This window comes from Porphyromonas crevioricanis (assembly GCF_900476255.1).
In the GTDB taxonomy this organism is placed as follows: domain Bacteria; phylum Bacteroidota; class Bacteroidia; order Bacteroidales; family Porphyromonadaceae; genus Porphyromonas; species Porphyromonas crevioricanis.
Genome location: NZ_LS483447.1, coordinates 95,315 through 108,598, shown reverse-complemented (window position 1 = coordinate 108,598; position 13,284 = coordinate 95,315). Strand labels below are relative to the sequence as shown.

The 13,284-nt window shown below is 44.8% G+C and carries 12 protein-coding genes; 8 read left to right on the top strand and 4 right to left on the bottom strand.

Translation table 11 applies throughout. From position 1 onward, the window contains the following. The first annotated feature begins 374 nt into the window (after positions 1–374). The 7 genes from DQN70_RS00485 (at position 375) to DQN70_RS00455 (ending at position 6,397) form a co-directional block, all read left to right on the top strand. Positions 375–1,358, top strand: a complete 984-nt coding sequence (locus tag DQN70_RS00485) for a hypothetical protein (RefSeq protein ID WP_111759306.1) — start codon at positions 375–377, stop codon at positions 1,356–1,358. A 370-nt stretch (positions 1,359–1,728) separates the two neighbouring features. After that, positions 1,729–2,865 carry a lipoprotein gene (locus DQN70_RS00480; protein ID WP_023937100.1) on the top strand — a complete coding sequence of 379 codons (1,137 nt, stop codon included), beginning with the start codon at positions 1,729–1,731 and terminating at the stop codon, positions 2,863–2,865. Positions 2,866–2,937: 72 nt separating this feature from the next. Continuing rightward, the gene (locus tag DQN70_RS00475) at positions 2,938–3,618 is read left to right on the top strand and encodes a sugar transferase (protein ID WP_081711889.1); all 681 of its coding nucleotides are present in this window, start codon (positions 2,938–2,940) and stop codon (positions 3,616–3,618) included. A gap of 70 nt (positions 3,619–3,688) precedes the next feature. Further along, the gene (locus DQN70_RS00470; protein WP_023937098.1) at positions 3,689–4,099 is read left to right on the top strand and encodes a hypothetical protein; all 411 of its coding nucleotides are present in this window, start codon (positions 3,689–3,691) and stop codon (positions 4,097–4,099) included. A gap of 199 nt (positions 4,100–4,298) precedes the next feature. After that, complete coding sequence (locus DQN70_RS00465) at positions 4,299–4,616, top strand: iron-sulfur cluster assembly protein (protein ID WP_036888248.1); 318 nt, start codon at positions 4,299–4,301, stop codon at positions 4,614–4,616. A gap of 28 nt (positions 4,617–4,644) precedes the next feature. Beyond that, positions 4,645–5,469, top strand: a complete 825-nt coding sequence (locus tag DQN70_RS00460) for a UDP-2,3-diacylglucosamine diphosphatase (protein ID WP_023937096.1) — start codon at positions 4,645–4,647, stop codon at positions 5,467–5,469. Positions 5,470–5,494: 25 nt separating this feature from the next. After that, on the top strand, positions 5,495–6,397 hold the full coding sequence (locus DQN70_RS00455; RefSeq protein WP_023939858.1) for a site-specific tyrosine recombinase: 903 nt from the start codon (positions 5,495–5,497) through the stop codon (positions 6,395–6,397). A 25-nt stretch (positions 6,398–6,422) separates the two neighbouring features. Here DQN70_RS00455 and DQN70_RS00450 read toward each other — a convergent pair whose 3' ends face one another. After that, the gene (locus tag DQN70_RS00450) at positions 6,423–7,715 is read right to left on the bottom strand and encodes an MATE family efflux transporter (RefSeq protein WP_036890098.1); all 1,293 of its coding nucleotides are present in this window, start codon (positions 7,713–7,715) and stop codon (positions 6,423–6,425) included. A gap of 1,067 nt (positions 7,716–8,782) precedes the next feature. Between DQN70_RS00450 and DQN70_RS00440 the strand changes: the two genes are divergently transcribed. Then, complete coding sequence (locus DQN70_RS00440) at positions 8,783–9,373, top strand: acyltransferase (RefSeq protein WP_023939857.1); 591 nt, start codon at positions 8,783–8,785, stop codon at positions 9,371–9,373. A gap of 237 nt (positions 9,374–9,610) precedes the next feature. On the opposite strand, the gene DQN70_RS00435 is transcribed toward DQN70_RS00440, so the two are convergent. From DQN70_RS00435 to gltX, 3 genes are read right to left on the bottom strand one after another with little or no spacing between them, the layout of a single operon-like run. After that, positions 9,611–10,411 (bottom strand): hypothetical protein, encoded by an 801-nt coding sequence (locus DQN70_RS00435; RefSeq protein WP_111759304.1) that lies wholly within the window; start codon positions 10,409–10,411, stop codon positions 9,611–9,613. A gap of 53 nt (positions 10,412–10,464) precedes the next feature. Next, positions 10,465–11,700: a 3-deoxy-D-manno-octulosonic acid transferase gene (locus tag DQN70_RS00430; protein ID WP_023939854.1), complete on the bottom strand. Its 1,236-nt coding sequence runs from the start codon at positions 11,698–11,700 to the stop codon at positions 10,465–10,467. Beyond that, positions 11,697–13,214: a glutamate--tRNA ligase gene (gltX, locus tag DQN70_RS00425; RefSeq protein ID WP_023937083.1), complete on the bottom strand. Its 1,518-nt coding sequence runs from the start codon at positions 13,212–13,214 to the stop codon at positions 11,697–11,699. The genes DQN70_RS00430 and gltX overlap by 4 nt, the downstream gene beginning before the upstream one ends. Between the last annotated feature and the right edge of the window lie 70 nt (positions 13,215–13,284).

Here is a 13,284-nt window from a genome sequence, read left to right as displayed (position 1 = left end):
TCTCCCAGAACCTCGATGAATAAGGCGTTTTGAGAGGGGTAAGAATTCCTCCTAAGCTTTCTCCGAAAAGCTTTATTGCTTTTGACGGAAAGCACCTAAGCTTTTCAGAGCATGTCGCTCTAATCCCAAGGAGAGCTTTTCGTGGAGATAGGGTTTCTTTATTGAGTAAAAAAATAATTAGCTTTGTGTAGCTGACAGAGAAAGAGAGTGGAGTTTGCTAGAAAACGTTCTACACTGATTGAAATCTTGTTCATTCTCCGTTCTTTTATCCCATTGTAGTCTGGATTCTTGCTTTCTCTTCAGCCCTTTGCTTGCTCCTTGACTTAAGAGACCTTTTTGAATACTGTTATCAAACTAATAAATAGGGTAGGACAATGAGGAAAATTACATTGTTGGTGTTTTTGTTGTTTGCATTTGGGTTTGGGCTGAGGTTGCAAGCGCAGACAGAAGAGGCCACACAAGATCTTCTCCCTGTGGGAGGAAAGTGGTATTACAATCAGGAAAGTGCTGGCTGGATGATTGGCCCTCCTGACAATGACATGAACAAAGCAGAGCGTTGCATTGGCGTTATAGTCAATGAGGTGACCGCTGAAGAAACCTTGGATACAGAGATCAAGAAAACGGTTGTACGCACGCGATACAACTATCTCAAACAAGTAGTATCCGTCTTTACTTCCTATCTATATGTCCAGCCCAATGGAGATATTTGGGGCCAAGATGAGGGAGAGAAGGCAGTCCGTAACCTGTTTCATTCTCCCAACAAAAAGGTAGGAGAGCGTTGGTCAGTTACGATAGACGACAATGGGACTCCCCGAGAGGCTGAGTTGGAGTTAACCTTTGTTGCAAAACAAAGGGATGGAAGTATTGTTCATTGCTATTGCCTTTTCCTTTCAGGAAAGAGCCGTCCCCTTCTCGCATACTGTTATGCAGATCACCCTTTTAGACTTGAAGATGAGCTCTATCCCATTGGCGGGACTTTTACTGGCATAGGATGGTGTGATGTCCCACTGAAGGATGCAAATATTGATGGGTATCGAGGCTATGTAGCTCCGGACGGTACAGTCTACGAAACTGATTGGTGGAAGAGAAATCCTTTTCATGATATCGGTATAGATGGTGTATATCATCGTCCGTTGGCTTTGCCGGTTGTTCAGAACCCAGAGGGATGGTACCGCTATGATCGCCTGTCTGGAGTCGCAGTCAGCGAAGTTTCGGGACAATTGTATTTGTACGGCATGGATGGGCGATTGGTCCGTATGGGTTATGGTCAGGTTTCTACCTTGGGCCTTCCGACTGGCATATATGTCTTGAAGTCAATGGATAACCCCCATCGCTATGCAAAAATATTGGTTGAATAGGACTTCTGTAAAGAGAAAAACAGTGGGGTTGTGTCATAGTTTATGATACAGCCCCATTGGTTTATAAGGCCCAAAATTGACCTCTGCGAGAGGTTTTTGTCTTGTGAAGTCTGGAGATAGAATCGTTTTTATGCGGGAGTATTTCTTTTATCGTAGTTTTGCGAACGTATCCTTAACTTGGGTGGTAGAGAGCTGGAGGAGGAATGATTGTGACTGCAACTATCCTCTACTTCTTGGTCGGAGAAGGTTTCTTTTGGGTATGCCAGTCATTTGTGATTGTATACTAAAGGAGTGCTTCTGGGCGTTCACTCCAGTGGGGGAAGGTAACTATTATAATTATACCGATTCAGCATACGTTTTTATTGTAGGGATGATGAAGAAGATACTGACAATCGCCTTGGCTGTGTTTGTTTTGGCGAGCTGTAACAAAGAAGAATCTCGATATAATATCAGTGGACAAATAGACGGGGCTACCGAAGGGAGTATGGTCTATCTGCTGCGTACGGGAGATAGTGCAGGTGAAATGATTGATTCGGTTTCTCTTGCCGCCGATGGTCGTTTTGCTTTTGGAGTGCAGGGGCATTACTATCCTTCTTTCTATTCTTTACGGTTCGGTAGTGACTATATCTATCTGGCTGTGGATTCTCTTAGTCGCACTCATATACGTGCCAAAGCCTCAAATTTTGGACGGGATTATAGTCTTGAGGAAACGGATAGCTGCAACCGAAAAATACGGCAAATACGTATGCTTAATGTGGAAACATCCGCTCGTATAGATAGTCTGGCAGCTCTTTTTCGAGAGAAGAAACTTTCCCCAGTTGAATACAAAGAGAAGGTGACAGCAGAGGTCGATTACCTCAAAAAACAGTATTCTCAGAAGTATATATTCCCCAATCCCAGATCGGCCGAGGCTTATTACGCTTTGTTTCAGGACAAAGAAGGGTTGCTCTACTTCGATGTGCAGAATCCTGAAGACTCCAGAGCTTTTGCTGCTGTAGCAACTGCTTATGAAATATATTACCCCCAAGCTCCCTATACAGACAAGCTTAGGCAACTGACTCTCCTCGGGATTGCAGCCATTCGTCAAATGCGAGCCTACACCGGACAGCAGCTGGCTCTGTCTGATAGTGTAGAACACTCGGCCTTACCTCCACTAAAGCTCATAGACAAGAGAGGGGAGGCTCAGGACTTGGCTGATGTTGCTAAGACGCACAGCAAGCTCCTTCTGGTCTTTACTTCTCATGAGGCTGATTGGTCTCCCGATTTGGTACAGCAGCTTCGTCGCCTGCATCGAAAACAGGGACTGGAGATATATGAGGTAGGTATTGATAGAGATCTCTTTTTCTGGCAAAATGCAGTTCGTACTCTGCCTTGGATCACAGTCAATGATGCGAAGCAGGAGTCTTTATATAGTTTTGGCGTGCAGTCTTTGCCTACGTTTTTCATTATCAGCAATGGGCAGATACGTCGAATTGTCAATTTGCAAGAATTGGCGAGGGAAGGTTAGAACTGCTCTTTGGAGGCTTTGAATTATCTTTGCCTTCCATACATCGGTAGCAATACAGTAGTTGAGCATCAAATGGCTTACACAGGAAAGCGACTTTTCGACCTCATGGCATCGGGCTTGGGCCTCTTGCTCTTGTCGCCGTTGTTGTTGTTGATAGCCGTTTGGATCAAGTTGGATTCTCCAGGTACAGTTTTTTTTGTCCAAAAAAGAGTGGGATGCAAGGGACGAGATTTTCGATTGTACAAATTTCGCTCTATGATTCGTCAGGAGTGGGAATCAGGACTGTTGATTACTATAGGAGAGCGAGACAAGCGAATTACCACTGCCGGCTATTTTCTCCGCAAATACAAGCTGGACGAGTTACCACAGCTATTCAATGTCTTTGTCGGTGATATGAGTATTGTGGGGCCCAGACCCCTTGTCAGGCAACAGACGGAAATTTATCCTGATGCTTATAGAGAAGTATTAGAGGTTAAGCCGGGCATTACCTGCCGAGCTTCTATCCTTTTTAGTAATGAGGATGAATTGTTGGGTATGGCCAATCATCCGGAAGAATTCTTTTCCGAAGTATTGATGCCGGCTAAGATTCGTATTAATGTGGAGGATGCGAAGGATCAATCTTTTTCTGCAGACCTTCGTATGATTTGCTCTACGATCACAAAACGTAACCGACAACGCCTCAGTCAGGTCCTCACTGCAGAGGAAATAGCTCTCTGTCATAAATACCTTGATCGTTTCCCGGAAAACTTTTGAGAGAACCCTTTCTGCATCCGGCACAAACAATCACAAAGAGAATAATACCATGAGAATAATACCATCGTTTATGAAGAAAATAAGTTTGCTGTTCATCTGTTTCACTCTTGTCTTGGTCGGCTCATTGAGCTTGACTTCTTGTGACAAGGATATAGATGACAAGAACGCTTATATCAGCGGACAACATGATCCGGAGATTATCGGACGTTGGATGCCTTATCTGGAAGGAGGGCCTACTGTCCCCTCCGATCAAACACTTACTTATGTGTACACAGCTGAAGGCCGTATATACAAGCGTGTCGGAGACAGGATTATAGAGGATGGCAGGGAGGTTTATTATCGAACAAAAGATAATGTCCTCTATACACTCGATATATCTTCTACTTCCAAGCAAGGAAAGCAAACTCAAACAGAATACGACTACCGCATTTCCGGAGATTTGCTCTCTTTGCCTGGACAACGTTTTCGCCGAGTGCGCTAACCAACAGTTTTTATTCCTTTGATCCCTACCTAATCAGAGGTACAACCAAGACAGCCGGCCGTTCTTGTCAAAAGAACGGCCGGTTGTCTTTTTCTTATCGATCGGAGCCAAACAGCCGGTTCGCATCCTTTGTGTTACTTTAGCTGTTGCAACGAAAGGTGTAGTAGATGGTTCTTTCGTTAGAAAAACTCTCATAGGTATGGATAATGAATTTTTGCAGATAGAAGAAGATATAGTAGGGATGCTCAAAACGGTTTACGACCCGGAGATCCCCGTGAATATCTATGATTTGGGATTGATCTACAAGGTAGACATCAAAGACGACGGATTGGCTCACATCACGATGACGCTTACAGCTCCCAACTGTCCGGCTGCCGATTTTATCGTCGAGGATGTGAAAATGAAGGTCGGCAGTGTGAAAGGTATTCGTGATGTGCAGGTCGATATTACATTTGAGCCGGAGTGGAGCAAAGAGATGATGAGTGAAGAAGCTCTGCTTGAGTTGGGTTTTATGTAAGTCTGTCCGATAGACGCCAGGGAAAAGTATGAGGACAAAAATCTATTTCCTGTCTGATGTACATATGGGGTCGCAATACCATGCTGATTCTATGGCTGTAGAGCGCAAATTGGTGCGTTGGCTCAGTTCCATATCAGCAGAAGCCAAGGCCATATATTTCTTGGGTGACATGTTTGACTATTGGTTTGAGTACAAATATGTTGTTCCGCGTGGATTTGTGCGCTTCCTCGGGCAATGTGCCATGATGGCGGATGATGGTGTGGAGTTGCATTTTCTGGCCGGCAATCATGATCCTTGGATGACAGACTATTTCGAGAAAGAACTGGGCGCACAGGTGCACCACACTGCCATTGAGTTCACCGACGGAAACAAACGCTTCCGTCTCTCTCATGGAGATAGTGAATATCGTTGTCAGAAAAAGAGGAATGATCTGATATACCGTATTTTTCGCAACCCGATATTGAGAAAACTCTATGCAGCAATACATCCTCGATGGACTGTCGGGCTGGCCTATGGGCTTTCGCTGCATTCACGTCGTAAGGGGCTTGAGAAGCAAACTGAGGGGCGTGTGCCTCATGCTTACCACAATGATTATTTCGATTTGGAAAATGAATGGCTTGTAGTACAGGCCAAAGCCTACTTGGAGAAGCATCCAGAGATAGACTTTTTCATGTTTGGTCATAGACACTTGCTTGTGGATTTAGCCTTGCCAGAACAGAAACGTATTTTGTTGTTGGGGGATTGGATTCGTTACGATTCTTGGGCAGAGTGGGATGGCCATACCCTTTCACTTTGTACTCTCTCTGACTTCGATGATGTATCGGAGTCCGGACGATCTGCCATTGCTCCCTAATTATGATGCAGGAAGGCGAGAACTTATGTCGGACAAACAACTTCTCTTAGACGGTTATACCGATTATCTTCGATTAGAGTTAAATCTGACTGACAATAGCTGTGCCGCCTACACCGGTGACGCAGCTAAATTGCTTTCTTACATAGAGACCGAGGGGTTGCAATTGAGAGGCCTCACCTACGAGCACCTGCAGCTATTTGTGGCCGAGCTTTACGATTTGGGGATTTCTCCTCGCTCCATTGCTCGCATTATAGCTGGAGTTCGGAGTTTCTGCCGATTTCTTGTTTTGGATGAATATTTGCCAAAAGATCCTTCCGAACTTCTCGAATCTCCCCGCTTAGGAAGCAAATTGCCTGAAGTTCTCAGTGTGGATGAGATAGATCGGATGATCTCTGTCATAGACCCATCTACTCCCTTTGCTCTGCGAAACCGTGCTATCATCGAACTTTTGTATAGCTGTGGATTGCGTGTATCGGAGTTATGCTCCCTTTCTTACCCCAATATGTTTCTCGACGAGGGCTTTTTGCGTATTCCCGGCAAGGGACGTAAAGAGCGATTAGTGCCTATGAGCCCTCCCTCCGTGGCTGCAATACGGGCTTATTTGTCTCGAATAGAAGAGCTTCCGCAGCCAAAGAAAGGAGAGGAGCAATATGTGTTTCTTAGCAGAAGGGGAAAGGCTATATCCCGAATCATGGTCTTTCGGATTGTCAAAGATCTTGCCTTGGCTGCAGGGATAGACAAGGTGATCAGTCCTCATACTTTTCGGCACAGCTTTGCTACACACTTATTGGAAGGAGGTGCCAATTTGCAGGCTATACAACTTATGTTGGGGCATGCGGACATCTCTACCACCCAAATATATACACACATAGATCGAGAGCAACTACGAGTACAGATAGAGACTTTTCATCCTCGTAATAAGAGATAGTCGATTTGTAGCGCAGGAGAGAAACTTAGTAGCTACATCTCAGTCTTTTACCCAATTTCCACGAAGCGAGGGAGCGAAAGAGTAAATAGAGATCGAAAGAGAGCCAAAGACCCCATACGCCAAGGTTGCCAACCGAAATGAAATAGCAAGAGAAAAAACACATGGCTCCGAACAAGATTGTAGCCAACATCATACCCGAAGCTGTGGCCCCCACCATAATCCCATCCCACAAGAAAGCTGCAAAACTGCACAGCGGAATTAAGGATATCCAGAAAACCATGCTCATCGCTTCATTGTAGACAGTCGCATCGTTGGTCAATAGTCTTAGTAGGAAAGAAGGGAATAGCAGATAAAGCAAAGCAATGGCAGTAGCAACAAAAAAACCAATTCGGAACAACTGTCTGCGCATTAGAGCAAATCGGTAGGGATTGCGTTGCCCTATATATCGGCCAGCAAGAGCCTCTCCGGCATAAGCCAAACCATCGAGAAAATACGAAAAGAGAGTGAATAGCTGCATAAGTAGAATATTGGCAGCTAAGGTGTTTGCTCCGAATTTAGCCGAAGCGTAGGTGAAAAATAGACTGATTCCGCTCAGCAAAAGAGTACGTAGCAGCAGTAATCCTCCCATCCCCATTGAGACAGCCAAATGGAGAGTCGATACAAAATGCCGTTGGGAGATTAAGGCAAGGAGTCGAGTATATTTGACTGCAAATGCTGTCAGTAAAGCCAATACACCCACATATTGGGCTGAGACTGTTCCTATAGCCAAACCGGCAACCCCCAGTCCTGCATATTTCACCAAAATGAGACTGAGTAGAATATTGAGCACATTCTGTCCGATAGCTACCCACATGGGAATGCGTGTATCTTGCATGCCCACAAACCAACCATTCAGGACATAGAGCATCAGAGCCGCCGGGGCCCCCGCGAAGGCGTATTGTAGGTAGGTCTTTGTCTCGTCTGCTATGGACTGGCTTCCGGCTGATAGAAAAATGCCAACGGCATACATGAGGTCTCTGGCGAACCAAATAATGATACCCAGTATTATGGCAAGCAAGAGACCTCTACAGAGCTGAATGAGAATGCCTGTGACATCGCTACGCCCATAAGCCTGAGCAGTGAAGCCAGTAGTCCCCATTCTAAGGAAAGCAAACAACCAATAGACAAGCGAGATTACTCCGGAGGCAACCCCTATCGCTCCGACTGCCTCTGGGCGACCTAAATGGCCGGCCAGACCAACATCTACCATGGAGAGCAGTGGCACGGTTACATTTGATATGATATTAGGCAAAGCCAAGCGATAGATATGCCTACGCATTGTTTTGCCCGGAAGAGAGGGAGACTGTAGAAGATCTTTGTCTTGTCCGTCGATGTTTAACATGAGTTTTGTCGATAACCTTTCTACTGTAGAGAACAAAGAAGCTCGCCTAAAGATGCTTATAGAACCCAAATTTAGGCGAGAATGGATAAAGGAGAGGCAAAAGGAGGCAGGAAATCCTATTGGCCTTTTGTTGAAGAATAGAAGTTTGGAAAGGAAGAGGGAGGAGCGTTACTTGAGACTGTGGCATAATGTGGCACTGGTATGTTATTTTCAACATTCGGGCTTGGCCATATGCGACAAGTATATTCTCTGTGCCTTTCGTCTTGATGCCTTCAAGATTACCGCATTCTGCGAAGTCAACAAAAAGGCGAGTTTTGATTGCCTTTTTGGAGTCCATGCAAGAGGCTCAAGTGGCTGTTTTCTGTCGCTAAAATAGATATGTTTTGTAAATTCATGCTTGCTGCAAAAACTGAAGAAATAGAGGAAAAAGGGGCTGTATAGACAAGCGAATTTATTCCTCTTTTTTTAGCTCATGATGACTCTCCAAAATACCGATGAATAGGACGTTCTGAGAGGGCCAAAATTCTCTCCTGAGAGAAATTTCGCTAACACAGGAGAGAATATTTTTTTTCTCAGGAGAGAATTTTCGTTCTCTCCCGTGTCAGCAAAAAACGACTCCTATGGATATCAAAAAATCACAGGAAAATCGAGGCCAAAAGCCTCGAATTAGAGTAGAAAAAAACCTCAAGCAAAGAACTTAAATAAACAAAATAGTACATAACAAAATGCTTTCTTGGAGGATTTGGTAGGAGCTCATGCAACAGTCTCTGTTTGTAGGAGTAGGACAGAAAAAAAGGACAATTCGGATACTTTTCTCTTTTTGAAAAGAAGATTTTGATCAATAAGAGGGATAGACTAAGTGCAAAAAGCCCTGTATAAGGGATTATTTGCTTACATTTGTCGGCGTTAAAAGTGTTGAGTGTCTTTTTTTAATCAGGATGCTCCCTCGGTCTTTTTAGGCTGCTTAGGTGTGCAGGGGGTCTCTTTTTTATGTTGATAGTGATATGATCTACATTCATCCTTCCTCTCTTGTAGAGCGTGGCTGTAAAGTAGGACGGGGTACCTATGTTTGGCATTTTTGTCATCTAATGCGTGGGGCCAAGGTTGGTGAGAATTGTAGCTTGGGGCAGAATGTTGTGATGATGCCTCATGCTGTTTTGGCAGATGGATGCCGTGTGCAAAACAATGTAACACTCTACACCGGGGTCGAATGTGAAGAGAATGTGTTTTTGGGGCCATCCTGTGTTTTTACCAATGTGCTAAATCCCAGAGCTTTTATTAGCCGGAAGGCCGAATATAAAAAGACTTTGCTGAAAGAGGGCTCGAGTATCGGAGCCAATGCCACGATTTTGTGTGGCACCGTAATTGGGCGGTATGCGTTGGTAGGAGCTGGAGCAGTAGTGATAAGAGACGTACCCGACTTTGCCCTTGTGGTAGGCAATCCCTCCAGGCAAATCGGCTGGGTTAGCCGTGCGGCCCATAGATTGAATTTTGATGAGGAAGGGTTTGCAAGTTGCCCGGAGACACTCGAGCTTTATCAGCTCCGAGATGGAGTTGTGACTCTCATATCAGAAGGAAAAACAGAAGAAGAGTGAGGGAGTGTCGTAATTCAGTTTAGAGTTAAGGGTACCATCATTTATATAGAAAAACCGCTACCAAAAGGATGAAATCCTATTTGATAGCGGTTTTCTTGTATGATTAAGATGTCTTTATAGTTTTTTTTGATAGCTGGAAAATCCATTTCAGGATCATTATGATACATCCTCTTTTCTTTGAGATAGATTTGGATGAAGTAATTCTGCCCTATAGAGGCTTCTTAATAGTGTTCAATGTTACTGTCTTCCTATTGCTTCGGAGAAAGTTGAGATAGAGTCTTTTACGGAGGCGTAGCCTGAGAAATGTCTGATGAGATAGGAGATTTCCTCCGGTTTCATGTAAGTGTACTGCTTAAATTCTTTGTATCTCTCAGTCGCTTTAGGACTGTGGTACATGGCATAGACCGCCCAGTCGTAAAGTTGCCAACCGAGCCCTCGCTCTATTGTAGCCATATCGGTCTCTTTTTCGAATAGTGGCCTACGGTCTTGATCTAAATAACGAAAAAGGCAGCCCAAAATCCCCCAAATGTTTTTTCTATTGTAGTCTGCTATATGGGCCAATTCGTGGCCGATGATTCCAATTTGGGCATTGAATGGGGTATCTTGTAGCAAAACTCCCTCAAAATTTTTATCTCCGTTGATCAGTACTCCATATTTTCTTTTTCCCAAGAGAAAACCAGAGATCGGACGGGCTGCCATGGTAGTGGCTTCGGACGAATACTTAAACTCGATTGGTACGTCTCTCAATTCGGGATAATAAGAGAGAGCGATCAAAGTCGGCTCAATATACTCTTCCAGAAAAAGCTTATTTCTTCCGTATATCTCCCGGAGACTATCTAATTCTTGTACAGACAGCCGGGGCCATTCTCTGTATATCGGAGTGTGTGAGGCAAACTGTGGCAGCTCAGCTCTCTTGCTTAATCCACAAGAAAAGGTGGCTATGAGAGGGAGGATGATAGTCCAAATGAGTAATATGGCTCCGGCGTATTTCCAACAGAGCCAGAGTTTTACTATCCAATTTTTCTCAGGGGGATACATGGGCTTGTCGGAGCAAAGGGAGAAAGAGACGGAAAGCCAAAAGTTTTCTGGGATCAAGAATCAAAGATGTCAGCCAAAATTCTTTCGGTGGCTCCGGCATTACGGAAGATATAATCGTGAGACGCTTTTCCTGAAGAGTTGAGTGATTTGGCATCGGAAAAGAGATGATTGACCTTTTGAGTAAATTCGTCCAAGCTATTGATGCAGAAGGCTCCCCCAGATTCTATTAGGCCTATAGCTTCTTTGAACTTGTGATAACGAGGCCCAAACAATACTGGAAGACCATAAACAGCGGCTTCGGGTGTGTTGTGGATCCCCTTGCCAAAGCCCCCCCCAATGTATGCTAAGTTGCCGAAGCGATAGACGGAGGAGAGGAGCCCAAAACTATCGATGATAATACAATCCTGGTCTGCTATTGTATCTAATTGGGCCTCGGAGAGTCGGACAAAAGGTCTCTTGATATGTGAGATAATGCCCAACAAGTGAGGCTTATTTATCTCGTGCGGAGCTAAGATCAACTTAACTTCGGGGTGAGCATTAAAATATCTCAACAGGATTTCCTCATCGGGAGGCCATGTACTACCTGCTACAATGATCGGATTTGATGTGGAGTTTCGGAAAACCTCGAATAGAGGGCGAGGTTTCTGGTTATTACTGACTGAAATAACTCTGTCAAGACGCGTATCACCTGTGATTTCGACCTCTGTGATCCCGTGCTTAGCCAGCAGGATCTTGGAGGCTTCGTCTTGCACATAGAGTTTGGTGAAGCATTTCAACAGTGCCTTGTATATTCCTCCATACCATTTGAAGAAGAGTTGGGATGGACGGAATGTTGCAGAAACTAAATAGGTGCGAATCCGTAAACGACGAAGTTCCAATAGAAAACATGGCCAAAAGTCATATTTGATGAAAATGGCCATTTTAGGATTGACTTGCCGGATGAAGCGTCGGGCGTTATTGATACTATCTCCAGGGAGATAGCACACAACATCGGCTAAGTCGTAGTTTTTGCGTACCTCATAACCCGATGGACTGAAAAAAGTGAGCAGTATTCGCTCTTCGGGGTATTCCGCTTTTATACGTTCAATTAGTGGACGTCCTTGCTCAAACTCTCCCAGAGAAGCGGCATGAACCCAAATGTACTCTGTCCCCGGTTCTATACGTTGGCGTAGCCGTGCCCATAATCTCCAACGCCCTCGCTGCATCATCCGAGCTTTGGGGCTAAAGAAGACCGCCAGCTTGATTAGGGAGGAATAGATAATCCCGATAAAGTGGTAGAAATATTTCATCCGAGTCTTTCGATGGCAAGTCGGATACGTTTGATAGTTTCTTCTTGTCCGAGGAGTTCGATTATATCGAAGATATGAGGTCCTTTTCCCTCTCCTACAAGAGCCAGACGACAAGCATTCATGATCTTACCTAAGGGATATTGATGTTCTTCTATCCATTGTTTGATAGCCTGTTCTGTCGGCTCGGCTTTTACATTCGGAAGAGCTGCGATTTGTTCCGACATTTCAGAGAGCAAAGTGCCACAGTCTTCTTTCCAGCGTTTTTTTACTGTTTTCTCGTCATAGACTTCTGGTGCCACAAAGAAGAAAGAAGATTGCTCCCACAATTCCGATACGAAATTCACTCGCTCTTTTGTCAAAGAGACCGCTTTTTCCACCAATTGGATATCATTTTTCTCACAGCCGTGAGCTTTCAAAATAGGGAGGAAAGCCTTTGCCAACTCCGTAACGGATTGTTTCTGTAGGTAGTGATGATTGAACCAACGAGCCTTTTCATAGTCGAATTTGGCTCCACTCTTACTGCATTTCTCCAGTTCAAATTTTTGTATCAGCTCGTCCATGCTCATAATTTCCGCATTCTCCCCGGGATTCCACCCCAGCAAGGCAAGGAAATTGATCACTGCTTCCGGATAATATCCGGCTTCGCGGTATCCACTGCTTTTGTCTCCTGTTTTTGGGTCAATCCAGTCTAATGGGAAAACGGGGAAGCCGAGTCGGTCTCCATCGCGTTTGCTTAGTTTGCCATTGCCATCTGGTTTGAGAAGAAGAGAGAGATGGGCAAAGCGAGGCATAGCGTCTTCCCAGCCAAAAGCACGATAGAGGAGAACATGAAGAGGAGCTGAGGGTAACCACTCTTCCCCACGAATGACATGAGAGACCTCCATTAAGTGGTCATCCACGATATTTGCCAAATGGTAAGTTGGGAGATTATCTGCGCTTTTGTAGAGGACTTTGTCGTCCAACACGGAGCTATTGATTACCACTTCCCCACGTATCATATCCTGTACGTGTATGTCTTCGTTGGGCTCTATCTTGAAACGAACAACATACTGATGTCCTTCTTCAATAAGGGAGGAGACTTCTTCTGCAGGTAGCACCAAGGAGTTGCGCATCTGCATACGGGTATGTGCATCGTATTGGAAGTTTTCTATCTTTTTGCGTTTCGCTTCCAATTCTTCCGGGCTGTCGAAAGCTATGTAAGCTTTCCCATTTTGCAGTAGCTGATCGACATATTTTTTGTAAATGTCCCTTCGCTCACTTTGTCTGTACGGACCATACTCTCCTCCATATCCGACCCCTTCATCAAAATGAATTCCCAGCCAATGCAAGGCCTCTATGATGTATTCCTCAGCCCCTGGGACAAACCGATTGCTGTCGGTGTCTTCTATTCTTAGTATCATCTCTCCTTCGTGCTTGCGGGCAAAGAGATAATTGTACAATGCCGTGCGTACTCCACCTATGTGCAGAGCCCCTGTGGGACTTGGGGCAAAACGCACCCGTACTTTGCGGTCCATATATCGATCTTTGATTGCTATGAAACAAGAGCCGACGAATCGGCTCTCTATTCTTTGTTAGTAGATGTAA

What these genes read in the sequence shown, in the direction of transcription:
- DQN70_RS00440 (WP_023939857.1), top strand. Translation starts at nt 8,783, where the DNA reads ATGATCTACATTCATCCTTCCTCTCTTGTAGAGCGTGGCTGTAAAGTA.
- DQN70_RS00450 (WP_036890098.1), bottom strand. Translation starts at nt 7,715, where the DNA reads ATGCGTAGGCATATCTATCGCTTGGCTTTGCCTAATATCATATCAAAT.
- DQN70_RS00465 (WP_036888248.1), top strand. Translation starts at nt 4,299, where the DNA reads ATGGATAATGAATTTTTGCAGATAGAAGAAGATATAGTAGGGATGCTC.
- DQN70_RS00470 (WP_023937098.1), top strand. Translation starts at nt 3,689, where the DNA reads ATGAAGAAAATAAGTTTGCTGTTCATCTGTTTCACTCTTGTCTTGGTC.
- DQN70_RS00480 (WP_023937100.1), top strand. Translation starts at nt 1,729, where the DNA reads ATGATGAAGAAGATACTGACAATCGCCTTGGCTGTGTTTGTTTTGGCG.
- DQN70_RS00435 (WP_111759304.1), bottom strand. Translation starts at nt 10,411, where the DNA reads ATGTATCCCCCTGAGAAAAATTGGATAGTAAAACTCTGGCTCTGTTGG.
- DQN70_RS00460 (WP_023937096.1), top strand. Translation starts at nt 4,645, where the DNA reads ATGAGGACAAAAATCTATTTCCTGTCTGATGTACATATGGGGTCGCAA.
- DQN70_RS00430 (WP_023939854.1), bottom strand. Translation starts at nt 11,700, where the DNA reads ATGAAATATTTCTACCACTTTATCGGGATTATCTATTCCTCCCTAATC.
- DQN70_RS00485 (WP_111759306.1), top strand. Translation starts at nt 375, where the DNA reads ATGAGGAAAATTACATTGTTGGTGTTTTTGTTGTTTGCATTTGGGTTT.
- gltX (WP_023937083.1), bottom strand. Translation starts at nt 13,214, where the DNA reads ATGGACCGCAAAGTACGGGTGCGTTTTGCCCCAAGTCCCACAGGGGCT.
- DQN70_RS00455 (WP_023939858.1), top strand. Translation starts at nt 5,495, where the DNA reads ATGTCGGACAAACAACTTCTCTTAGACGGTTATACCGATTATCTTCGA.
- DQN70_RS00475 (WP_081711889.1), top strand. Translation starts at nt 2,938, where the DNA reads ATGGCTTACACAGGAAAGCGACTTTTCGACCTCATGGCATCGGGCTTG.